The sequence below is a fragment of the Ruminococcus sp. OM04-4AA genome (genome assembly GCF_003462585.1).
GTDB classification, from domain to species: domain Bacteria; phylum Bacillota; class Clostridia; order Lachnospirales; family Lachnospiraceae; genus Mediterraneibacter; species Mediterraneibacter faecis.
On the sequence record NZ_QTZH01000023.1, the window covers coordinates 1 to 23,996 of the forward strand.

At 42.6% G+C, this 23,996-nt stretch carries 23 protein-coding genes and 1 tRNA gene; 11 read left to right on the plus strand and 13 right to left on the minus strand.

Translation table 11 applies throughout. From position 1 onward, the window contains the following. Positions 1–388 precede the first annotated feature (388 nt). Together DXB52_RS08310 and trmB are read right to left on the minus strand one after the other, a co-directional pair. Positions 389–461 (minus strand) — tRNA-Lys (locus DXB52_RS08310). Positions 462–956: 495 nt separating this feature from the next. Further along, positions 957–1,607, minus strand: a complete 651-nt coding sequence (trmB, locus tag DXB52_RS08315) for a tRNA (guanosine(46)-N7)-methyltransferase TrmB (protein ID WP_117542259.1) — start codon at positions 1,605–1,607, stop codon at positions 957–959. A gap of 192 nt (positions 1,608–1,799) precedes the next feature. Here trmB and DXB52_RS08320 point away from each other — a divergent pair, with 192 nt between their 5' ends. From DXB52_RS08320 to DXB52_RS08360, 10 genes are read left to right on the plus strand one after another with little or no spacing between them, the layout of a single operon-like run. Continuing rightward, positions 1,800–2,111, plus strand: a complete 312-nt coding sequence (locus tag DXB52_RS08320) for a hypothetical protein (protein WP_117542258.1) — start codon at positions 1,800–1,802, stop codon at positions 2,109–2,111. 3 nt (positions 2,112–2,114) lie between these two features. Next, positions 2,115–3,161: a V0D/AC39 family V-type ATPase subunit gene (locus DXB52_RS08325; RefSeq protein ID WP_118106931.1), complete on the plus strand. Its 1,047-nt coding sequence runs from the start codon at positions 2,115–2,117 to the stop codon at positions 3,159–3,161. Next, on the plus strand, positions 3,158–3,727 hold the full coding sequence (locus DXB52_RS17010) for a hypothetical protein (RefSeq protein WP_472520044.1): 570 nt from the start codon (positions 3,158–3,160) through the stop codon (positions 3,725–3,727). The genes DXB52_RS08325 and DXB52_RS17010 overlap by 4 nt, the downstream gene beginning before the upstream one ends. A gap of 38 nt (positions 3,728–3,765) precedes the next feature. Then, positions 3,766–5,091, plus strand: coding sequence for a V-type ATP synthase subunit I (locus DXB52_RS08330; RefSeq protein WP_472520050.1), 1,326 nt, complete (start codon positions 3,766–3,768; stop codon positions 5,089–5,091). Positions 5,092–5,149: 58 nt separating this feature from the next. Further along, positions 5,150–5,590 (plus strand): ATP synthase subunit C, encoded by a 441-nt coding sequence (locus DXB52_RS08335; protein WP_117542256.1) that lies wholly within the window; start codon positions 5,150–5,152, stop codon positions 5,588–5,590. Positions 5,591–5,620: 30 nt separating this feature from the next. Further along, positions 5,621–5,929 carry a V-type ATP synthase subunit F gene (locus tag DXB52_RS08340; protein ID WP_118106932.1) on the plus strand — a complete coding sequence of 103 codons (309 nt, stop codon included), beginning with the start codon at positions 5,621–5,623 and terminating at the stop codon, positions 5,927–5,929. 36 nt (positions 5,930–5,965) lie between these two features. Further along, the gene (locus DXB52_RS08345; RefSeq protein ID WP_227159757.1) at positions 5,966–6,553 is read left to right on the plus strand and encodes a V-type ATP synthase subunit E; all 588 of its coding nucleotides are present in this window, start codon (positions 5,966–5,968) and stop codon (positions 6,551–6,553) included. Then, positions 6,546–8,315 (plus strand): V-type ATP synthase subunit A, encoded by a 1,770-nt coding sequence (locus DXB52_RS08350; protein ID WP_118106933.1) that lies wholly within the window; start codon positions 6,546–6,548, stop codon positions 8,313–8,315. Before DXB52_RS08345 ends, DXB52_RS08350 begins: the two co-directional genes overlap by 8 nt. A gap of 15 nt (positions 8,316–8,330) precedes the next feature. Continuing rightward, positions 8,331–9,716: a V-type ATP synthase subunit B gene (locus DXB52_RS08355; protein WP_020436807.1), complete on the plus strand. Its 1,386-nt coding sequence runs from the start codon at positions 8,331–8,333 to the stop codon at positions 9,714–9,716. Positions 9,717–9,733: 17 nt separating this feature from the next. After that, the gene (locus tag DXB52_RS08360) at positions 9,734–10,363 is read left to right on the plus strand and encodes a V-type ATP synthase subunit D (protein WP_055166441.1); all 630 of its coding nucleotides are present in this window, start codon (positions 9,734–9,736) and stop codon (positions 10,361–10,363) included. 209 nt (positions 10,364–10,572) lie between these two features. Here the strand turns inward: DXB52_RS08360 and DXB52_RS08365 are convergent, their stop codons facing one another. Genes DXB52_RS08365 through cls form a run of 3 tightly spaced genes read right to left on the minus strand, consistent with a single transcriptional unit; the run spans position 10,573 to position 13,921 of the window. Continuing rightward, positions 10,573–11,298: an aldose 1-epimerase family protein gene (locus DXB52_RS08365; protein ID WP_472520045.1), complete on the minus strand. Its 726-nt coding sequence runs from the start codon at positions 11,296–11,298 to the stop codon at positions 10,573–10,575. A gap of 25 nt (positions 11,299–11,323) precedes the next feature. Then, positions 11,324–12,394 (minus strand): trigger factor, encoded by a 1,071-nt coding sequence (gene tig / locus DXB52_RS08370; RefSeq protein ID WP_117836467.1) that lies wholly within the window; start codon positions 12,392–12,394, stop codon positions 11,324–11,326. A 51-nt stretch (positions 12,395–12,445) separates the two neighbouring features. Continuing rightward, positions 12,446–13,921 (minus strand): cardiolipin synthase, encoded by a 1,476-nt coding sequence (gene cls / locus DXB52_RS08375; RefSeq protein ID WP_117542252.1) that lies wholly within the window; start codon positions 13,919–13,921, stop codon positions 12,446–12,448. A gap of 257 nt (positions 13,922–14,178) precedes the next feature. Here cls and DXB52_RS08380 point away from each other — a divergent pair, with 257 nt between their 5' ends. Next, positions 14,179–14,622 carry a hypothetical protein gene (locus DXB52_RS08380; RefSeq protein ID WP_117542251.1) on the plus strand — a complete coding sequence of 148 codons (444 nt, stop codon included), beginning with the start codon at positions 14,179–14,181 and terminating at the stop codon, positions 14,620–14,622. 47 nt (positions 14,623–14,669) lie between these two features. Here the strand turns inward: DXB52_RS08380 and DXB52_RS08385 are convergent, their stop codons facing one another. From DXB52_RS08385 to DXB52_RS08415, 8 genes are all read right to left on the minus strand, one after another. Continuing rightward, a complete protein-coding gene (locus tag DXB52_RS08385; RefSeq protein ID WP_118106934.1) occupies positions 14,670–16,073 on the minus strand; it encodes an alanine/glycine:cation symporter family protein in 1,404 nt (467 codons plus the stop codon). Between the two features lie 74 nt (positions 16,074–16,147). Further along, on the minus strand, positions 16,148–16,624 hold the full coding sequence (locus tag DXB52_RS08390) for a YwiB family protein (RefSeq protein WP_117542249.1): 477 nt from the start codon (positions 16,622–16,624) through the stop codon (positions 16,148–16,150). A gap of 103 nt (positions 16,625–16,727) precedes the next feature. Then, positions 16,728–17,393, minus strand: coding sequence for a glutamate racemase (gene murI / locus DXB52_RS08395; protein ID WP_472520051.1), 666 nt, complete (start codon positions 17,391–17,393; stop codon positions 16,728–16,730). Next, positions 17,357–17,548, minus strand: a complete 192-nt coding sequence (locus tag DXB52_RS17015; protein ID WP_472520046.1) for a hypothetical protein — start codon at positions 17,546–17,548, stop codon at positions 17,357–17,359. The genes murI and DXB52_RS17015 overlap by 37 nt, the downstream gene beginning before the upstream one ends. 192 nt (positions 17,549–17,740) lie before the next feature. Beyond that, positions 17,741–18,703 carry a 6-phosphofructokinase gene (gene pfkA / locus DXB52_RS08400; protein WP_472520052.1) on the minus strand — a complete coding sequence of 321 codons (963 nt, stop codon included), beginning with the start codon at positions 18,701–18,703 and terminating at the stop codon, positions 17,741–17,743. Positions 18,704–18,851: 148 nt separating this feature from the next. Then, entirely contained in the window at positions 18,852–22,325 is a 3,474-nt protein-coding gene (locus DXB52_RS08405; protein ID WP_118106935.1) for a DNA polymerase III subunit alpha, read from the minus strand. Between the two features lie 117 nt (positions 22,326–22,442). Beyond that, positions 22,443–22,685, minus strand: a complete 243-nt coding sequence (locus DXB52_RS08410; RefSeq protein WP_055173445.1) for a hypothetical protein — start codon at positions 22,683–22,685, stop codon at positions 22,443–22,445. Between the two features lie 252 nt (positions 22,686–22,937). Further along, complete coding sequence (locus DXB52_RS08415; RefSeq protein WP_020436798.1) at positions 22,938–23,759, minus strand: CvfB family protein; 822 nt, start codon at positions 23,757–23,759, stop codon at positions 22,938–22,940. Between the last annotated feature and the right edge of the window lie 237 nt (positions 23,760–23,996).

The window sequence follows — 23,996 nt, forward strand, 5'->3', positions numbered from 1 at the left end:
TATCTTTCAAAAGAACGATATTTTCACCAAGGGGGATGTCTACCCTTTTTTAGCCAGAAAATAAGAGCAATTTTTTCATTTAACTATTGACATTTATTAGCTGGACTTCCTACATCATAAGATAATATACATTTAAAAATAAAAAAAAGAGCAACTGATGTTACATACTCATAAACATCAATTACTCTTTTTATCTTTTTCAGAACTTTTTGGGACTATTTATTTCCTTGCGACCAATCTGCGACCAGTTCGCGACCGATTTCGCGGCAAGTCACTTCGTCTTTACAATTCATAGTGATTTCTGGTTCAATGGTCAGAAACCGCATATTTACGCACAAAAAATCACCGTCCCCACAGCTCCAATGTCTGTAAAAACAGTGATTGTCAGTGCGCGATCAGGGGTTCGAACCCTGGACACCCTGATTAAGAGTCAGGTGCTCTACCAACTGAGCTAATCGCGCATTCTTTTGTTTTTGTGTCTCGTGTTCCTCAACACAAATAGTATTATATATCAGTTGTTGCCGGAATGCAACCCCTTTTTTCAAATTTTTTCATTTTTTTCAAAATTATTAATTTCATATACAATTTAGACGATATCAACAACGTTTATTCTTTCCCTTGTCTTTGTGGCAATATCCCGTATTTAAAATTCGATATACCTCCTCGAAGGATCTGCAAATGCAGACAATCCTTCGATTCAGTCTCTGATGGCAATAACACAACTCACGGATCCCGGCTTTCCAACATTTCCCCCGTCTCATCCTGTTCTCCTGTGAATCCCACTCTTCCTATATAATATATGAAACTTATTTGTTACTGTTCACTCCCGTGTCAATCACTCTGCTGATTGACACGGAGGATGTGTGTTTTGACTTGAATGCATCTCGCCCCATCGCCAAAGGCGATTTAAAATGGCGAGATGCGTTGCTGGTCGCACATCGTGTGAACAGTAACACTTATTTTCTCTGTGCAATCAGTTTATTGATCGGATTTCCTTTTTCTGAAAACTTCTGCTCGTACTCTGTCATAATATTTCCTTCATTCATCTCTTCCTGATGATGCAGATCATAAGTATAAGCAATCAATGCCCATCCGGCTTCTTTCACCTGTTCCAGAGAAAAGTTAAAAAGTTCTGTATTATCTGTCTTAAACTCTACTCTTCCGCTTTCCACAAGCACTTTTTCGTATCTTGCGAGGAATTCCGTAGATGTCAATCTACGCTTCGCATGTCTTGCCTTCGGCCACGGATCCGAGAAGTTCAGGAAGATCTTATCCACCTCTGCCGGTGCAAACACATTTTCAATCTCTCTTGCATCCATACAGATAAAACGGATATTCTCCAGCATTTCAAATTCTTCTGTATCATACTTTTCAAGTGCGCGCAGCAGAACGCTGGAATAACGCTCAATTCCTATAAAATTAATCTCTGGATGTGCCTTTGCCATATTTAGAATAAATTGTCCTTTTCCCATCCCAATTTCAATCTGAATCGGCTTTTCGTTACCAAACACATGATTCCAGTTTCCTTTCTGTTCTTCCGGTTTCTTGATCACTGTATGATGTACGTCGATCACACCATCTGCTCTTGGTATATTTCTTAATCTCATTAATTACAATCTCCTGATATTCTCTGACAGATCTGTCACATTACAAATCTGCCGGTTTATTTTTACACATGCATTATCATAACATGAATTAATCCGTCTCACAAGCAAACAGCTTCCAGAAAAGCTTGTATTTTTCTCCAAAAGGTGTATTATAAAAGATATTATGAATTTCTAACAAAAAGGAGGCTGGTTATGGACTCTATTATAAACAAATTGACAGAGATTGAATCCGCCGCATCTGCAATCGTGCAACATGCAGAAGCCGAAAAATCCGCATTAGATGAAAAATTCGACAAAAAGCGGATGGATTTCGACAAAGAGCTTGAAGCTGATACGCAGCGGCAGATTCAGGGAATTCGTGACAAGCTGGAATCGGAGACCTCACGGATCTTATCCGGGCAAAGTCAGGAAAGTCAGGATGAACTCGACGCCCTACAGAAGGAATACGATGAAAAGCATTCTGATTATGCTCATGAGATTCTCCGACGGATCACCGAGGTATAGCCTATGGGAAATCTACTGGAATACAGTGGTATCGTAACGAAAACCCGGGCAATGGAAGCCAAACTCCTTACCCAGGCACAGTTTGAGGAAATTGCTTCTCTGCACAATGTCCCCGATGTAGTTGAATATCTGAAGAAGGAGACAGCTTACGCAGATATTTTAGAAGAGCTGGCCCCAGAACAGCTTCACAGAGGAAGTATTGAGAAGATTCTGACTCGTTCACTTTACCGCGACTACGCAAAGCTTTATCGCTTTTGTGGACAGAAACAGCGCAAGCTTATGAAGCTCCGCCTGAAATCTTATGAAATCGAGCTGATCAATTATTGTTTAAGGATTGTGATCAACCATTATCAGAAACCTTTTGATCTTGATTACAAACGTCCTTTCTTCGACCGGTATTCACAGATATCGATTGAAAAACTGATCACCTCACGCACCACTGATGAACTGATCGAGACATTAAAGGATACAGAATATTATGAACCATTAAAGAAATTAAAGGATTCTCCTTCGGTCACTCTTTATGACTACGATCTGGCATTAAATCTTTATTATTTTACAACTCTTTGGAAAGCACGGAAAAAGGTTCTGAAAAAGGAAGACAAGAAATTATACCAGCGGGATTGCGGCACTCAGATTGATCTGCTCAACATGCAGTGGATCTACAGAGCGAAGAAATATTTTAATATGAAACCTGCTGACATTTACCAGCTGATTCTTCCGATCCACTATCGTCTGTCTACTGACTTGATCAAAGGAATGGTCGAGGCAACAACATTAGAGGAATTGCAGACACTATGCAATCAGACGCCTTATGCCCGCCGCTATGAATCCAATGAGCAGCTTACCATGGAGCAAATGTATTCAGAATGTCTCCATCATCTGTACACTATTGACAGAAGGAGGAATCCATACTCCATCGCCGCTGTCAACACTTACCTCTTCTTAAAAGAAGAAGAAATCAAAAAGCTGACTACCGCTCTGGAATGCATCCGTTATGGACTGACACCAAGCGAAACGTTAGCGTACGTTGGAGGTAGAACCCAATGATTGTTAAAATGAAATTTATCAACATTTCCGGTCCCAGGGATGATATCGACCGTGTCACAGACTTGTATCTCTCACGTTATGAGATCCAGCTGGAGTCCGCACTGTCCGAACTCAAGACAGTCGATAATCTTCGCCCGTTCGTAGAGCTTAATCCGTACCGGGATGTACTTGCCCAGGCAACTCAGTTCGTCGGTTATCTTCCGAATGTAGATGATGTTACACCGGATGATTCTTTAGGTCTTGACGACATGTTTGAAGTTGTTCGCAAAGCCTGCGAGGATTATGAAGGTCTGCAGGCAAAGAAAGAGAAAAAGAAAGCTAAGATTGAGGAACTTCGTGCGAAACAGCAACTGCTCTCTCCATTCCGCCCCCTCGACTGTGATCTTCACAAGGTCCTCGGATATCGATATATTACATATCGTTTCGGACGGATCGCGCTGGAATCTTATCACAAGATGAATAAATATCTGATGGATGATTTAAGTGCAATCTTCGTTGAAGGAGAACGTGATGAAGCTTCGTATACGGTGCTTACTTCGTTTCTCCGGGAGAGGCGCAAAAGGTAGATGCTGTTTTCCGTTCTCTTCATTTTGAACGCATTGATCTGAAAGATGAATTTGAAGGAACTCCGGCTTTCGCTTACCAGTCACTGGAACGTGACATTGCACGGATCAATCTGGAGATCCAGGATCTGGATAAAGAAGCCGGTGAGATGCTTTCTGACAGAGCTCCACAGCTTATCGCAGCGAAAAACCGTCTGGAGGAACTCTCCAAGAACTTTGACATCCGTAAGATGGCTGCCCGGATGAAAGACAGCCAGGATGATTCTTATATTCTCTGCGGTTGGATGGCAGAAGATGATGTAGAGAAGTTCTTAGAAGAGATCAAGGATGATGATAAAGTCTTTGTTGTTGTCGAAGATGACCATGATGCATACTTCGGCGAACCGCCGACAAAGCTGGAAAACCCGAAGCTATTCAAACCATTTGAGATGTACATTCAGATGTATGGTCTTCCGGCTCACAATGAGATGGATCCGACTATTTTCGTAGCGATCACATACTCCTTTATTTTCGGAGTTATGTTCGGAGATGTCGGACAGGGACTTTTGCTTTTAATCGGCGGAGCCTTGATTTATCACTTTAAGAAAGCTCCACTTGCCGGAATTATCGCAACTGCCGGTGTATTTTCCACAGTCTTCGGATTTATGTTCGGAAGTATTTTCGGATTCGAAGACATCATTGAACCATTGTGGATACGACCGATCGATCATATGACTACACTGCCATTCCTTGGTAAACTGAACACTGTATTTATCGTTGCAGTTGCATTTGGTATGTTCCTGATCATCGTGGCGATGATCCTGCATATTATCAATGCCGCAAGAAGCAAAGATATTGAAAGTACCTGGTTTGATCCAAACGGTGTTGCCGGACTTATTTTCTACATTGCCGTTGTAGCAACCATCGTTCTCTTTATGACAGGCAATCCGCTTCCGGGTGGTATTGTCATGGGTATCATGTTCGGTGTCCCGCTGCTTCTCATTTTCCTGAGAGAGCCTCTGACCCGTATGATTGAAAAACGTGCCGACAAGATGGAAACAGGACCTGGAATGTACGCCGTGCAAGGATTTTTCGAAATGTTTGAGACATTGCTCAGTTATTTCTCAAACACAATCTCCTTTATCCGTATCGGTGCATTTGCTGTCAGCCATGCCGCTATCATGGAAGTAGTACTTCAGCTGGCCGGCGCTGAAAGCGGAAATCCGAACTGGTTCGGAGTGATCTTTGGCAACCTGTTCGTATGCGGATTCGAAGGACTGATTGTAGGTATTCAGGTACTTCGTCTGGAATATTATGAGATGTTCAGCCGTTTCTACAAAGGAAGCGGACGTGCATTCGACCCATATACAAAAAAGAAAACGAAATAACTGTCTGGCTTAAATCTATGACAGCCATAAAATGTATAGAAATCAGGAGGATTCCACTATGAGTTTAGCAACAAAAATCATCTTTATCGCAGCACTTGTTTTAAGTATCATCATCCCATTCGGATATTATCTGATCGGTGAAAAGAACAAAAAACGCTATAAACGTACTATCGGTGTCAACGCATTTTTCTTCTTCGGCGCATTTGCCATTGCATCCATCATGATGCTTGCAGGACCGGCAAATGTACAGGCTGCTGAAACTGCCGCAGCTTCCGGTGCAACACTCGCAACTGGTATGGGATACCTTGCAGCCGCACTTGTTACAGGTCTTTCCTGTATCGGCGGTGGTATCGCTGTTGCAAGTGCAGCCAGCGCAGCACTTGGAGCGATCAGCGAAGATTCCAGCGTTCTTGGTAAATCTCTGATCTTCGTAGGACTTGCCGAAGGTGTTTGTCTGTATGGACTGATCATCTCATTCATGATCTTAGGAAATCTCTAATTTCTGATTTTCAACAGAAAGGAGCCGCCTATGAAAATGTATCTGATCAGTGACAATGTCGACACTTACACCGGAATGCGTCTTGCCGGTGTAGACGGAGTTGTCGTCCATGAACGGGATGAGCTGAAGAAAGCTTTGGAAAAGGTTCTTTCCGCCCCAACTGTCGGCATTGTTCTTCTGACTGAGAAGTTCGGCCAGGAATTTCCTGACATTATCGACACTTTCCGACTGGAACGAAAGATGCCGTTATTGATCGAAATTCCTGACCGCCACGGAACCGGTCGTCAGAAAGACTTTATCACCTCATATATCACTGAAGCGATCGGACTGAAATTATAAACGCAATTATATCATGAACTAAAGGAGGTATTCCTCTTGACTCTGGAAGAAAAAATCGCACACCTGCAGGCTACATCCATGGAACAGGCCCGCTTAGAGGGAAATGTCATCATTGACACCCATCAGGCCGCCCTGGAAAAGGTTTTCGAAGATCATAAAGCGGAAGCCACAAGACAGTCAGAGACTCGCGTCAAGGCGGAAGCTGCCAATGCGAAACTCTCACTGAACCAGGCGCTCGCCAAATCCCAGCTGGAGATCAAACGTCGTCAAAGCAAGATCCAGCAGGAATTGAAAGACAAGATCTTTGAGGAAGCAGACGCATTAATCGATGAATTTATGAAGACGGAAGCTTATGATGATTTTCTTATCAAATGCATCCGCAAAGCGGTAAATTTTGCCGGAAATGATGAGCTTACGATCTATATTAACCCAACTGATGAGAAGAAACGTTCTGATCTGGAAGATGCTACAAGAGTTCATCTGACGATCAGCACTGAAGATTTCCGGGGCGGTGTCCGTGCTGTCATCCGTTCCCGCAACATTTTGATCGATAATTCTTTCAGCACACAGCTGAAAGAACAGTATGACAAATTTGTATTTTTAGGAGGTGACGGCATTGCTTAAGACAGCGAAAATTTACGGCATCAATGGTCCCGTCATTTATCTGAAAGGCAACACAGGATTTCGTATGTCCGAGATGGTCTATGTCGGCAAGCAGAAGCTGGTCGGTGAAGTCATCGCACTGGATAAAGACATGACAACAGTTCAGGTTTATGAGGAGACAACCGGACTTCGCCCGGGCGAGGAAGTTATCGCCAGTGGAAGCCCTGTATCCGTAACACTTGCACCGGGTATCCTGAATAATATTTTTGACGGTATCGAACGCCCGCTGGAGAATATTGCAGAATCTTCAGGCGGTGCATTTATCACACGCGGTGTCAGTGTCGATTCTCTGGACCGCACAAAAAAATGGAAGACACATATCACTGTAAAGCAGGGAGATTATCTCCACGCCGGTGATATCATCGCAGAAGTTCCTGAGACACATGCGATCACACATAAATGTATGGTTCCTCCTGAAGTAGAAGGAACTGTTCTTGTCACTGTCGCAGATGGTGAATACACAATTGACGAACCTCTGGTTCGTCTGGAACTTCCTAACGGAGAGGAGAAAGAGCTGACTATGACTCAGCACTGGCCGATCCGTACTCCGAGACCGACTCATCATCGTTTCCCAGCATCTGTTCCGCTTGTTACCGGACAGCGTATCATCGATACCATGTTCCCGATCGCAAAAGGCGGTACTGCTGCCATCCCTGGAGGATTTGGAACCGGAAAGACAATGACACAGCATCAGATTGCGAAATGGGCTGATGCAGATATCATCATCTATATCGGATGCGGTGAACGTGGAAATGAGATGACTCAGGTTCTGGAAGAGTTCAGCGAACTGACCGATCCTCGTACCGGCAAGCCTCTGATGGACCGTACTACACTGATCGCCAATACTTCCAACATGCCTGTTGCCGCCCGTGAGGCCAGCATTTACACAGGTCTTACTCTTGCAGAATATTACCGTGATATGGGCTACGATGTAGCGATCATGGCGGACTCTACTTCCCGTTGGGCGGAGGCTCTTCGAGAGCTTTCCGGACGTCTGGAAGAGATGCCTGCCGAGGAAGGCTTCCCGGCTTACCTCGCATCTCGTCTGTCTGCGTTCTACGAGCGCGCCGGCATGATGCATAACCTGAACGGAACTGACGGTTCTGTCACGATCATCGGTGCAGTTTCCCCGCAGGGCGGTGACTTCTCCGAACCGGTCACACAGAACACCAAACGTTTCGTCCGCTGCTTCTGGGGACTGGATAAGAGTCTTGCCTACTCGAGACATTTCCCGGCGATCCACTGGCTGACCAGTTACAGTGAGTATCTGAATGACTTAAGCCATTGGTATCAGGACAATGTGTCTCCAAAATTCGTTGACTACCGCAACCGTCTGATGGCACTTTTGAATCAGGAAAGCAGTCTTCTTGAGATTGTAAAACTGATCGGAAGTGATGTACTCCCGGATGACCAGAAACTTGTCCTTGAGATTGCCCGTGTGATTCGTCTTGGTTTCCTGCAGCAAAATGCATTCCACCCGGATGACACCTGCGTTTCTATGGAAAAACAGTTCCTGATGATGGATACGATCCTGTACCTTTACAAGCAGGCACGTACCCTTGTCACAATGGGACATCCGATGTCCGTATTAAAATCTGAGAATATTTTCGATCGTGTCATTGCGATCAAATATGATGTTCCAAATAACCGCCCGGAAATGTTTGCACAGTATCACAGAGATATTGACGCTTTCTATCAGCACGTACTTGAGAAAAATGCATAAGGAGGGACCACTATCATGTCAATTGAATATCTTGGCTTAAGCAGTATCAACGGCCCTCTGATCGTGTTAGAGGGCGTACAGGACGCCTTTTACGATGAGATCGTTGAATTTGTCGTAGACGGCACAGAACGCAAAATAGGACGTATTGTAGAGATCTATGAAGACAAAGCAGTGATCCAGGTCTTCGAAGGTTCCGAAAATATGTCACTCAAAAATACACATACGAAACTGACCGGACACCCGATGGAGATTGCACTCTCCCCGGATATCCTTGGCCGTACCTTCAACGGTATCGGTCAGCCGATCGATGATCTCGGGCCGCTTGTCTCCACTTTAAAAAGAGATGTAAACGGACTTCCACTCAACCCGGTCCGCAGAGAATATCCAAGAAACTATATCCGTACCGGAATTTCCGCGATCGACGGACTGACAACTCTGATCCGCGGACAGAAGCTTCCGATTTTCTCCGGAAATGGACTTCCGCACGATCAGCTTGCTGCACAGATCGTAAAACAGGCCTCTCTTGGAAGTGATTCTGATGAAAAATTTGCAATCGTATTTGCTGCTATGGGAGTAAAACATGACGTTGCTGATTTCTTCCGTAACACATTTGAAGAAAGCGGTGTTGCCGATCACGTGGCAATGTTTTTGAACCTGGCAAATGACCCGGTTGTAGAACGTCTGATCACGCCAAAGGTTGCACTGACAGCTGCGGAGTATCTGGCTTTTGAACAAAATATGCATATCCTCGTTATCCTTACCGATATGACTTCTTTTGCTGAAGCCATGCGTGAGGTCTCTTCCTCAAAAGGAGAGATTCCCAGCCGTAAAGGATTCCCGGGATATCTGTACAGTGAACTGGCAACCATCTACGAGCGTGCCGGTATTGTACAAGGCGTAAACGGATCTGTAACACAGCTTCCAATTCTTACTATGCCAAATGACGATATCACCCACCCGATCCCTGACCTGACAGGATACATTACCGAAGGACAGATCGTACTTGACCGCCCGCTTCATGGACAGTCAATCTATCCTCCGATCAATATCCTGCCATCTCTTTCCCGTCTGATGAAGGACGGTATCGGAGAAGGTTTTACACGTGAAGATCATCAGGATCTTGCCAATCAGTTGTTCTCCGCTTATGCAAAGGTTGGAGATGCAAGAAATCTGGCTTCTGTTATCGGTGAAGATGAACTTTCACCACTGGATAAGAAATATCTGGAATTCGGAATCGACTTCGAACAACATTACATCGGACAGGGTGTTAATGAGAACCGTACAATGGAAGAGACTTTGGATCTGGGATGGAAACTTTTAGGAAAACTCCCTAGAGAAGAACTGGACCGTGTTGACACGAAGATTCTTGATAAATACTATAAACCTGCTGTAGAAGATTAGGGAAAGGAGGGAGCTTCATGGATCCACGTACATTTCCAACAAAAGGTAATCTGATGCTGGCCAAGAACTCTCTTGCACTTGCCCGGCAGGGTTATGATCTGATGGATAAGAAGCGTAACATCCTGATTCGTGAACTGATGGATCTGATTGAAGAAGCACGCACCATACAGGAAGAGATTGATTCAACATTTACTTATGCGTATCAATGTCTGCAGCGTGCTAATATCGAAAACGGTATCAGTATGGTAGAACAGCTTGCCTATACTGTACCGATTGAAAATTCTATCACGATCCAGACGCGAAGTATCATGGGAACCGAGATTCCTCATGTGAAATATATCCCGGACGCAGGTCAGCCGACCTATGCTTTCAGTACCACAAAGGAATCGATTGATATTGCCCGTGAGGCCTTCCGCAAGGTAAAGGACCTTACGATCAAGCTTTCCATGGTAGAAAACGCTGCTTACCGTCTTGCAAGTAATATTAAGAAGACGCAGAAACGAGCAAATGCACTTCAGAATATTACAATTCCAATGTATTCGAATTTGGTCTACTCGATCACCAATGCACTGGAAGAAAAAGAGCGTGAAGAGTTCACGCGTCTGAAAGTGATCAAGAGAATGAAAGAGAAAAAAGCCTCCGGTTAACTTCCGGGGGCTTTTCCTTACTGAAGGAGGAGTGTTATGAGTATCCCTAACTATTCATTATTCTACTGCTGCAATGATCTGATATTCTTTTTCAAAAGTCTCTCCGACCTCTACCTTATTAATTCCAGGCTTCTCAGAGATTTCTTTATCAAATCCAATATTATCGCATCTTCCCATCCATGGTTCCAGGCAGACAAACGGTGCGTCTTTTACGGACCAGATCCATAGCTTGGGAATCCTTCAGACTTAACTCCCACATACGGAGTTCCGTCTTTATGACAGATCCATGCTTCTTCAATCTGCGTATTATCAAAGATCAACGCATCATTTTCAAAAAGTTCTTCTGTCAACGGATATGTCTCTTCATTCAGTTTCATCTCATGCAGTTCCTCCGGATCAGGAGCCATTTCTTTCATATTGATCAAACAATACTTCAATTCATCTTTTCCAGGGAACTTCAGAATATAATCTGTCTTTCCTTCCTCGTTCTTTGCAAAGCGGAAGGCCGGATGCGCTCCGATTGTGAAATAAATTGTCTCATCAGACGGATTCTTTACTTCCCATTTTACATGGAGTACGTTTTTTTCCAGTGTGTAAGTAATGAAAAGTTCAAAATCAAATGGATAAACTTCCTTCATCTCTTCTGTTGATGTCAGAAGAAAGGTTGATGTTTCTTTGCCTGCATGAATACATTTGAACTCACTGTCTCTTGCAAATCCATGCTGTGATGTCGGATACTGTGTACCGTTGATCTTCACTGTGTTCTTATAGGTTTTTCCCACATTTGGAAATAACACCGGTGAATGACGTTTCCAAAATTGGGGTTCTGCATCCCAGAGAAGATCTGTACCTGTTTTCTTGTTATACAGTTTTGTCAGCTCCGCACCATGCTCTGCAATCTCTACGCTGAGCACATCATTCTCCATTTTAATCATGATTTTCTTCCTCCTTTATTCCCCTTTAATTTTTATCGGACTGTTCTACCTGTACGCAATTATCTACCAGATAGTCCAGTACTTTATCACGAAGGATTGCATCTTTCAGAACATCTTCTCCCACCTGCTCTTTGTAGGTATCCAGATCTGCTCCTGCCTTGTCCGCATACTCCTGCATTCCTTCTTCGTATTCCTTATCAGACGGTTCCAGTTTCTCTTTCTTTGCGATTAGTTTTACAGCCTCTTCAAGCTGCACAGCCTGTTTTGCGGATTCCTCAATTTTTTCGTTAAATTTATCTTCTGTCATATTCAGATAAGTTGTAATGAAATCATTCAGCTCTACTCCGTACATCTGTGCAATCTGTGTATAGTAGTCATTTGCCTGTTTCACCTGCTCGTCTACCGCACCGTCAGGATATTTATTTACCTCTATCTGATCCAGTAAAGCAGTCTGTACTTCTTGTTTCAACTGTGAATTACCTGAATCGTCCTGCTGCTCCTGAAGAGAATTTTTCACCTCTTCCTTGTATTCATCAACCGTCTTGCTGCTTTCACTATTATTCACAACCCACTCGTCTGTAAGCTCCGGTGCTACTTTCTGATAAATCTTATTCAATACAATGTGAAAATTCGCCGGTTTTCCCGCAAGATCCGCACTCGGATATCCCTCCGGAAACTGTACAGTGATATCAAATTCTTCACCTGTATTATGTCCCACGATCTGATCTTCAAATCCCTGGTAATCTCCGGATGCTCCGATAAATGAACCTGATCCAAGTTCCAAATCATATCCTGTAGCTGTGCCACCGTCAAATGCAGTTCCATCCATCGTGCCTGTATAATCAATATTTACCCAGTCTCCACTCTGTGCCGCGCGGTCTGTTACATCCTGTTCTGTCGCAGCAGCTTCCAGTCTGGACTGTACCTCCTGCTCTACAGAATCATCGGACACCTCGTTTTTGGCAACCTCTGTTACTTCAAGTCCTTTATATTTGTTCACTGTCACATAATCATTAGACAACTTACCACTTCCGCATCCTACTAAAGATGCTGTCATCAGAACCGCTGTAAGAACCGCAATCACTCTTTTTTTCATTTTCCTGTTTCTCCTCTTTTATAATCTCTTTTTTATTTTTTGTCTTATCCACTATAAAAGTGGTGACAGTAATCTGGAAAACTGTTCCTTGAACCGGATCAGTAAATTCCTCTCCTCATATATCTTTCGTGTCACCTGCGTACTCATTGTCATATCATTCTCAAAAGCTCTTTCCAGCCTCTGCACTGTACGCTCACTATAGATTGTTGCATTCACTTCAAAATTCAGGCCAAAACTTCGGATGTCCATATTCGCTGTACCTACACAGGCAACCATGCCATCTACTGATAATGTCTTTGCGTGAAGGAATCCATTATTATAGACATAACATTTTGCGCCTGCTGCAACCATCTCCCCAATATAAGAATAGGTTGCCCAGTAAACAAATGGATGATCTGGTTTGCATGGGATCATAATTCTGACATCTACCCCGGATCTGCTTGCAATCTTCAACGCATCCAGAATGGACGCATCCGGTATGAAATACGGTGTCTGTATATAGACATGATTTCTTGCACTGTGGATCAGATGAAGATAATTGTCATGGATTGTCTTCGTCTGTGAGTCCGGTCCACTTGAGATAATCTGTACCGGATCAAATCCATGCCTGTCATACTGCGGAATCTCAAACAAATGATCTTCCAAAAACAAGTTCTCATGAGCTGCATAATTCCAATCCAGGACAAACCTCACTGCAAGAGATGTGACCGCTGCACCTTCAATACACAAATGTGTATCTCTCCAATAACCAAACTTTTCGTCTTTTCCAATATATTCCCTGCCTACATTGAAACCACCAACAAAGCCAACCTTTCCATCAATCACGACAATCTTTCTGTGATTTCGATAATTCACACGCATCTGAAGCTGTCCCAGAATCGCCGGGAAGAATTCTGCGACCCGAATTCCTTCGCATTTCAGCCTGTCCCAATCTCTTTTGTGCATGGTACGACATCCCATACTGTCAAACAAAACTCTGACTTCTACACCTTCATGTGCTTTCTCGATCAATACCTTCTCTATATCCTGCCACACTTCATCGTTCCTGATAATATAATACTGTACATGGATATATTTCTTCGCACGTTTCATTTCCTCGATCAGTGCATGAAACTTCTCTTTACCATCTGTATAAATACGGATATCATTATTATCTGTCAGAACTGCCTGTCCAGCCTCCAGATTATACAGCACAAGATCCCGGAACCGGTTAAGTGCCGGACTCGTCATCTTCAGCTGCCTGTGATAAATGGTTTCCTCCTGCCTTCGCACAGCGTATTTCAGCTCACCTTCAATCTCCTTTGCCTTGAACATCTTATTCTTGTGATAATCCTGCCCTATGATCAGATATAGAATAAATCCGACAATCGGAATAAAATAAAGCAAAAGCAGCCAGGTCCATACTGCCTGCGGTGATCTTCTTTCAAAGAATACAATAATCAGAGATAAAAGAATATTAATGATAACGATATTCTTCATAATAAAATGAAAAACCATCACCACTGTGTTCCATATTGTCTCTGCCATTCAACTCTCCCTTTCTCTTAATCAACGTGAAAATATTATTGCTCACTATACCCCGTCACATTCTTCGGACAGCGCGTTACTGTTCTATCTTTCTGCAAACAATAATAAACCACCATAATACATAGTATACTCTGTTTACGTCTTAAAAGTAACCCCAAATTGTAAAATTGTCCCCTGTCTGCTTGCACTTTGTAATAAAGAATGTTACAATATTAAATGCGAATTAAGCGGAAAATAGTAAATAGGAGGGTTTTATCGTGAGTACACCTATGATAATCATGCTCATCGTCCTCGTAGTTCTCATCGGGGTTTGCGTAGCACTCTATTTCTTCGGAAAGAAAGCGCAGAAGAAGCAGGCTGAACAGCAGCAGCAGATGGACGCAGTTGCGCAGACCATCAGCATGCTCATTATTGATAAAAAGAAGATGAAGCTAAAAGATGCAGGACTCCCGGCCGTTGTTCTTGAGAATACACCAAAGTATTTAAGACGTTCTAAAGTACCGGTTGTAAAAGCAAAGGTTGGACCAAAGGTTATGACTCTGATGTGTGACGCAAAGGTTTTCGAAGTTCTTCCGGTGAAGAAAGAAGCGAAAGTCGTTGTAAGTGGTATCTATATCACAGGCATTAAGAGTGTCCGCGGTGGTCTTGATATTCCTGAGAAAAAGAAGAAAAAAAGATTTTTCTCAAAGAAAGAAAAATAAAAACATTAAAATAAGTTCAGTCAAACAATTCGACTGAACTTATTTTTTTAATTCTTTTTCTTTTGTTCTTTTCTCTCGGCCTCGTATTTCTTCAATTCCCTCAACGCCTGACCACCCATCAGATACAGGATCACTGTATTGAAGATCGTCATTAGTCCGATCCCGACATCACCTAGATCCCATACAAATGTATACGCTGCGATTCCTCCGATGAATAGCATCACAAGCGCAAGCACTTTATATGCTGTCTGGGACGCCCAGTTATCACCGAACAGATACGCCACATTACTTCTTGCATAAAACAGAATTCCAAGAAATGTAGAAAAGCTGAACAAGAACAGCATCACTGCGATAAAGATCACCCCTGCTTCTCCAAGATGATATCTCATCGCTGTCTGAAGCAGTTCCATTCCTGCAAGTCCCTCAATCTGATCCTGCGGAACAAGCAACATGATCATAGCTGTACAGCTACAGATCACAATTGTGTCGATAAATACGCCCAATGCCTGAACAAGTCCTGCCTTTACCGGGAGATCACACTCTGCCGCAGCTGCTGCACATGGGGCAGATCCTGAACCAGCTTCATTTGAGAATAATCCTCTCTTCACTCCGTTCATCAGAACGGCTCCAAAACCACCTGCTGCCACCTGACGGATTCCAAATGCTTCCTCAAAAATACGTGAGAACACCCCCGGTATGCTGGACAGATTCGTAAGGATTAAAAATACTGTGATCAGGAAATAACACACTGCCATGATCGGAACCATAACATCCAGAACCTTTACTGTTGCATTCTTTCGAAGCACGATCGCTGCTGCCAGAACCACCAAAATCACAGTTGTATAAAGCGGTGGGATAGAAAATGCATTTTCAAACGAAGACGTCACTGAATTACTGATCACCTGGCTAATACCACACCAACAGATTAATCCTGAAATTGCAAACAATACTGCGATCACTGAATATCTCTTTTTCTTTCCCTGATGTTCTTCCATGTAGTGATGGATATAATATGCCGGACCTCCGCGGTATCCTCCATACAACGGATCTTTTTCTTTATGAAGCTGTGCAAGTGTTGCCTCAACAAATGCTGTGGAAGAACCGATCAGTGCCGTGATCCACATCCAGAACACTGCTCCAGCTCCACCGGCTGAAATAGCTGCAACAACACCTACCAGATTCCCCATTCCCACACGGGTTGCTGTTGATACAATCAGAGTTTGAAAATTAGACAGCCCATCCTCTTTCCCTTTTTTACTATTCAACGATCTTACCATCTCCGGGAAAAGACGGATTGGAAGAAATCTCGTACAGATTGTGAAATAAATTCCTGTTGGAATCAACAGAATAATCAGAAGTGATATTCCCACACTTCCGCCGCCTGGAAGCGGTATCTGAAACAGATCGCCCCATAAAAACGAATATATTTTCTCAATCAGTGTTATTACCATTATCTTGTCCTCTCATTCTTATCTTTTTCATTTTTCCGCCTGCTTATCCTAAAATGCCTCGGCGTTCTTGTAGCTTAACTAAGCACTGAAAACTTTCCACTGTCCTTGGAAACAATATTCATCCGTATCTTACAGTCTGCCATCGGTTCATGATTTACGTCCAATTCATAATCAATCTGAACCGCTATCTTATCTTCTTCAAAATCAACCTGAAGGTGTCTCGTATTCACTCCGATCAGCATCTGTCCATAAGGCGTCTTATAAAATGTCTGATTCTTTTTATTTTTCTCAAAGATCATATGAGAGTTTGAAAGACCGCTTTTCACGATCTCTACACATTCCTCTCCGTTAATCTTAATTCTGTTCTTGATCACTCCGGAAGTTCCTTCTACAACTTCCTCGTAGACAATATAATGTTTTCCATTCTTCAAATAATATGTTGCAGGTGTTACAACTTCAATCGCTTCGTTCTCATCTTCCTCTATCTCCGGAGCAACTGCCACAATCTCCTCATGCATTCCGGAAATGCTTACCAGTACATCTTTTGTCATAAATGAATTCTCCATAGAAAAGAATCAGGAAGATTTCGTTCCGTCAGTCTTTCCGCAACCAACGTACAAGCACGAAATAACTTTCCTGATTCAGAATCACTAATTAATACTCTTCAATATTTACTACATTTGTTGTCGGAACATCAAAAGGCATCACAGTATTCGCAAACTTTCTGAACTTCTCAGCTGCATCACTGACATAGAAAGAATACTCACTATGGTGTTCTGTCGTTTCATCATTTGCCATCTCTTTCTCTTCCAACAATCGTTTCAGATCCATCGCTGTCTCATATGCCGGATTCACGATCTGGATCCTGTCACCCATATATTCTCTGATCTTGGATCTCAGAAGCGGATAATGCGTACATCCAAGGATCATCGCATCAATATCTGTATTACGCATGGATTCAAGATAATATTCTATGATCTGTTTTGTCACAATATGTTCTTTGAACCCTTCCTCAACCAGTGGCACAAAAAGTGGACATGCTTTCTCAATCACTTCAATCTTAGGATTCATTCCCTGAATCACTTTCGTATACATTCCACTCTGAACCGTTGCTTCAGTACCTACCACACCGACTTTCCCATTCGTTGTAGCTTCTACTGCTGCTCTCGCTCCCGGAATGACTACTCCTATAATCGGAAGATCAAACTCATCCTTCACTGCATCCAATGCAAGTGCACTCGCTGTATTACATGCGATCACAATTGCTTTCACCTGTTTCGTCCTCAGGAAACGGATAATCTGTTCTGAAAAACGAATGATCGTATTCTGTGATTTACTTCCATATGGAACACGCGCCGTATCCCCAAAATAAACAATGTCTCATACGGCAATTGTCTTGATATCTCCCTCGCTACCGTCAGTCCTCCGACTCCTGAATCAAACACCCCGATCGGTGCCATCTTTTTATTCTTCATGTCCGTCAAAGTTCTCCCCTTAATCTATCCTTATCAGTTATTTTTATCTTATCGCAGATACACAATTCAGCCATGTAACCTTCTTACAAAGGCTGCATGGCTGAATGTTATATTTCATTACCAGTCATCTGGTAACCATTGCTATTCTATTATAATAACTCAAAGTGATATTTGCAATGCTATTTCACATTTTTACAGAGCAAGAGTCTTAGCTACATCATACTGATATGCAGGAATTGTCTTCTTCATAGCAAGTGCTTCTTCAATATCAAAATCAATAAACTGTCCGTTCTTGTATCCTACGACACGGTTTGTCTTTCCTTTGCAAAGAAGATCAACTGCTATAGCTCCCATTGTAGAAGCATATACTCTGTCTTTACATGTCGGGCTTCCACCACGCTGCATGTGTCCAAGAATTGTTGCTCTTGTCTCAATTCCTGTAGCTTCCTCGATTCTCTTTGCCATATTGATAGAATCTCCAACACCCTCTGCGTTGATGATGATGTAGTTCTTTTTACCACGTTTCTTATTTGCAAGAATATCTTCGATCAATGCCTGCTCATCATAATCTTTTTCCTCAGGCATAAGAATCTTCTCAGCTCCGTTAGCAATACCACACCACAGTGCAAGATATCCTGCGTCACGTCCCATAACCTCGATGATACTACATCTTTCATGAGATGTTGAAGTATCACGAACCTTATCAATTGCTTCCATCGCTGTGTTAACAGCTGTGTCAAATCCGATTGTGTAGTCTGTACATGCAATATCAAGGTCGATTGTTCCTGGAATGCCAATTGTATTTACACCAAGGTTTGCCAGTTTCTGAGCTCCTGCGAAAGATCCGTCTCCACCGATTACTACCAGTCCATCGATTCCGTACTTCTTACAGATTGCAGCTGCCTTCTGCTGACCTTCTTCTGTACGCATTGTCTTACAACGGGCTGTCTGAAGAACTGTACCTCCACGCTCAATGATATCAGACACGTCACGCGCTGACATATCAATGATTTCTTCCTTCAGAAGTCCATGATAACCTCTGCGGATTCCGCGGACTTTAAGTCCTTTTGCAAGTGCACGTCTTACTACCGCACGGATTGCTGCGTTCATTCCCGGAGCATCTCCTCCACTTGTCAGGATACCGATTGTACGGATGCTGTCTTCGATTTCATCAAGATATTTTTCCTTGTCGACTTTTTTATTTTCTGCCATGTTTTAGTCCACCCTTTCTCTGAAATGTCTGATTACTGCCAAAACCAATCATTGTCAATTTTTTATCAACTCCGCCAATATTCTACCTTATTTAGAATATGTTTTCAATAGGTTTTTCCACTACTTTTACTCGCTTCTCTCCAAAATGATTCATCAATCTGCTTAAAATTTGTTCATTTATACCGATATTCCTATTTTTCGGCAGTCTTTTCACCACACGTTCCTTTGCACAATAGATTACAACTTCATCATTTCCATCAGAATCCGCCAGATAGCCATAGACGATCTGCTCCTGATCTAAGAACGTTTCTTTATCCGGGAACTGAATCCATAGCTCTTTCTTTGTCTGCTCAAACGGAATGATTTTTTCGCAGATCAGCTTGCTCGGCTTATCATCTTCTTCCGAAACTCTTCCGCGAACAAATACCTTACTGTCTGCTTCCAGATAATCTCTATTCTTCTCATAATCTCGCGGGAACACAACAACCTCCACTGTTCCCAAAAGGTCTTCTATCGTGATAAAGGCCATCATCTGATTCGTCTTTGTATGCTTTATGTTCTTCTCTGTGATCATTCCACCAATAATTTCTTTCGCTCCATCATGCACTTTTGTGTGACCGGTCTCTTCATCCAGCTGAAAGTCCGCCGTTGTCGCAGAAATGGATTTCTTCCACTTCTCCTCATACGCCTCAAGCGGATGTCCACTGACATAGATTCCAAGCACTTCTTTTTCAAATGCGAGAAGTGTTTCTTTGGAGTATTCTCCCACATCAGGCATCCTGATCTGAAATTCTTCTTTCTGATCTTCACTCACCAGATCAAACAATGTCATCTGTCCAACCATAGAGTTCTTTTTTTCTTGAGTAACATGATCTACGATCTGTACATAGATACTCATGAACTGTTTTCTTGTTCCGCCAAGCGTATCCAGTGCCCCTGCCTTGATCAGGTTTTCTATCGTACGTTTATTTAATATGTTCCTTGCTGAAAGACGGGTAATGAAATCTTCCAGGTTCTGGAACAACCCAAGCTCTTCTCTGTCTTCCACGATTGCCTTGATCACCGGTCTTCCGATACTCTTAATCGCAGCAAGTCCATAACGGATATCCCCGCCATCTACAGAGAAATTTGCTTCACCTTTATTAATATCCGGCGGCAGGATCTTAATATTCATCTGACGACATGCATAAATATACTCCGACACCTTTGACGGGTTATCAATAACTGATGTCATAAGTGCTGCCATATATTCTACCGGGAAATAATATTTTAACCATGCAGTCTGATAAGAAACCACTGCATATGCAGCCGCATGAGACTTATTGAACGCATATTTTGCAAAATCGATCATTTCATCATAAATCTTATTTGCAGTCTGTTCATCAATTCCATTCTTTATACATCCCGGTACGCCTGTCTCTTCATCACCATAAATAAAGATCTTCCGTTCTTTCTCCATGACCGCAGCCTTTTTCTTTGACATTGCACGGCGCAGAAGATCGCTTCGTCCCAGTGAATATCCGGCAAGATCTCGTACGATCTGCATAACCTGCTCCTGATAGACAATACATCCATAAGTAGGGGCAAGGATCGGCTCCAGTTGTGGGCAATCATATGTGATAGAAGAACTGTCATTCTTTCCTCGGATATACTGCGGAATGAAATCCATCGGGCCAGGACGATACAGCGAAATTCCGGCAATAACATCTTCCAGGTTATGCGGCTTCAGTTCCTTCATGAACCCTTTCATTCCAGCACTCTCAAGCTGGAACACACCATCTGTCTTACCGGTTCCGATATAATCCAGCACCTTTTGATCATTGTAATCTATCTGATTGATATTCAGTTCCGGCTGCTTTCTTCTTGCAAGCAGCACTGCATTCTGTATCACAGTCAATGTACGAAGACCCAGGAAGTCCATTTTCAGAAGTCCAAGTTCCTCAAGTGTTGTCATAATAAACTGCGTTGTGATTGTTCCGTCTGCTGCCCTTGAAAGCGGTACATACTCATCTACAGGCTTCTGACAGATTACAACACCGGCAGCATGCATGGAGCAGTGTCTTGGAAGTCCTTCCAAACGCTTCGCCATATCGATCAGATTTGTCACCGTCTCATCCGTATCATATAACTTTTTCAGATCCGGATTCATTTTCAGAGCTTTATCAATTGTGATTCCAAGCTCCTGCGGAATCATTTTGGAAATAGAATCCACATAAGCATATGGCAGATCCATTACACGTCCAACATCACGGATCACACCTCGTGCTGCCAGGGTACCGAATGTAACGATCTGAGCCACACAGTCTTTTCCATATTTTCTTGTAACGTAATCAATAACCTCCTGACGTCTCTCATAACAGAAGTCAACGTCGATATCGGGCATGGACACACGTTCCGGATTCAGGAAACGTTCAAACAGCAGCTGATAGCGGATCGGGTCAATCGTAGTAATCTCAAGACAATAGGACACGATACTTCCTGCGGCTGATCCACGTCCCGGCCCTACTGAGATTCCGTGATCTTTTGCGTATTTAATAAAATCCCACACGATCAGGAAATAGTCTACATAACCCATCTGATGGATTGTTTCCAATTCATAAGACAAACGATCTTTCAATTCTTCCGAAGGATCACCGTAACGCTTTTCCAATCCCTCATAGCAAAGCTTCTGCAGATATTCCCAGGAAGTATAACCATCCGGCACATCATATTTCGGAAGTTTTGTCACACCAAATTCAATCTCGACATGACATCGGTCCGCAATCTTCTGTGTATTTTCCAACGCCTGTTTCGCATAAGGGAACAGACGCAGCATCTCTTCTTCTGACTTCACATAATACTGTCCGCCGTCATACCGCATACGATTCTCATCTGAAAGCTTCTTTCCGGTCTGAATACAAAGTAGAATATCATGTGGCTTCGCATCTTCTGCATATGTATAATGAATATCATTCGTAGCAACCAGCTCAATTCCTGTCTCTTCAGACATTTTGAATAGCTGTTGATTGACAAGTCCCTGCTCCGGTATGCCATGATCCTGCAACTCCAGGAAGAAATTCCCTTCGCCAAAAATTTCCTGATACTCTAAGGCTGTCTTCTTCGCCTCTTCATATAATCCCTTCGTCAGGAATCTTGCCACCTCACCTGCCAGGCAGGCACTTAAAGCAATGATACCTTTATGGTACTTGCGCAGAAGTTCCTTGTCCACTCGCGGTTTATAGTAATAACCTTCCACAAATCCCTTCGAAACAATCTTCGTCAGATTCGCATATCCTTCCTCATTTTCTGCCAGAAGCACAAGATGATAATATCTGTCATCTCCTCCTGTGATCTCGCGATCAAAACGAGAATTCGGAGCCACATACACTTCACATCCAAGGATTGGATTGATTCCCTGCTTCTTGGCTTCCCGATAGAAATCGATCACACCATACATAACACCGTGATCTGTAATTGCCGCACTGTTCATCCCAAGTTCTTTGACCCTGGACACGTATTCTTTTATCTTATTCGATCCATCCAGCAGACTAAATTCTGTATGGACATGCAAATGTACAAAACTCATAGTTCACCTCAATGATCAAATTTTAACTAAGAAAAGGGAAGGCTCTGACTTGATACACAGGTCAGAATCCCTTCCCTTTATTTTACACTCTTTATGGAAATTTTAAAATGTTAAATCTTATTTATTTCCACCATCCATCATAAACTGGATCAGCTTATCTGTATCTTCTTTCTCATAAGCGATAACTTCCAGCTCCGGAATCTCTCCGTTAGAGAAGATATTAGCCATAGATACATACTGGGAAAGTTTAGACTTCAGGTTCAGTCTGTCTCCCTCACCTGTTACTAACTCTACTCTTCCTTTACAGGAATCTACTACCTTAAAGAATCCTTCAACATCTGCAATATTCTGAACTTTCATTCTAAATACCCCTTTCTTTTAACAATTTAATTATAACTTTTCTTCTTAAATTCATCTGGGAATGATATTACCTATCATTTTCTCATTCCTAATGTTATTATAACGTATTTAAAGCATATTACAAGTAGGAAGAATCACTATTTTTTTTATTTTCAGCATATAGAATCTCACACTTTTTTCTATTTGAAACAACACTTCCTACAAGTCATAGTCACTTTCTCTAACACGTAACGGTTCGCATACAGATTGCTTTTACAAACTATAAATACCATCCTCTTTGATCACGATTTTCTTCTGTTTTAAAAGTCTTCCAACTGCACGTTTGAACGCAGCTTTGCTCATTCCCATCTCTGCTTTGATGCGCTCCGGATCTGCTTTATCTGTGAATGGAAGTTTACCCCCACAAGTCTCAATGCATTCCAGAATCAGTTCTGCATCTTTATCCATCTGCTCCGGAATCTTGCCACGGACACTTAGATCCAGTTTTCCATCCTCTTTGACTGCTGCCACACGTGCTTCAATCTCCTGTCCCGGATACATTCTTCCATACATCTCTCTCTTCGGAATCAATGCAGAATACAGATTATCTACTGCCACGAAAGCTCCCAGATCACGATTCACCTCATAAACTGTTCCGGTTACAATATCATCCTTTTTATAAGGAGAGTCTGTCTGCAGAAGATGATAGATCTTCATTGTCGCACAAAGTCTCTCGCTCTTATCTACATAAAGACTTACTAGACAGCGGTCGCCCTTCTCTACCTTCTCTGTCTGTTCCTTAAATGGAAGGAACAGGTCCTTCTCAAGTCCCCAGTCAAGAAAAGCACCCATTCTGCCCACATCTGCTACTGTCAGGACAGCCAGCTGTCCAAGAGTGATCTTTGGCTCGTTCGTTGTTGCGATCATACGATCGGAAGAATCTTTATAGAGGAATACCTCGATCGGATCTCCCAGTTCGATTCCGTCCGGAACCTGTTTCTTTGGAAGAAGGACACGCTCCTCGTCACTTCCAAGATATACTCCAAAATCTACCAGCTTTACTACCGTAAGTACCTGTTTTACTCCTAATCTCATCTTTTCTCCATTCTGCCGCTGGCTTACGCGGCCCATTTTTTAATTCGTATTTATATATGCTTTCATATACCTTAATGTATTTTCTATCCCGTTGTCAATCAAATCTCATCATTTTCAGCTTTGAAAGGTAATTTTATTTTACAGTTTGATATTTTCTTAACATCTTTTTACTATGAATTGATTTACTTTTCTGAATTATGTATAATTACATCAATGTAAGAGCAATTGAAAAGAGAG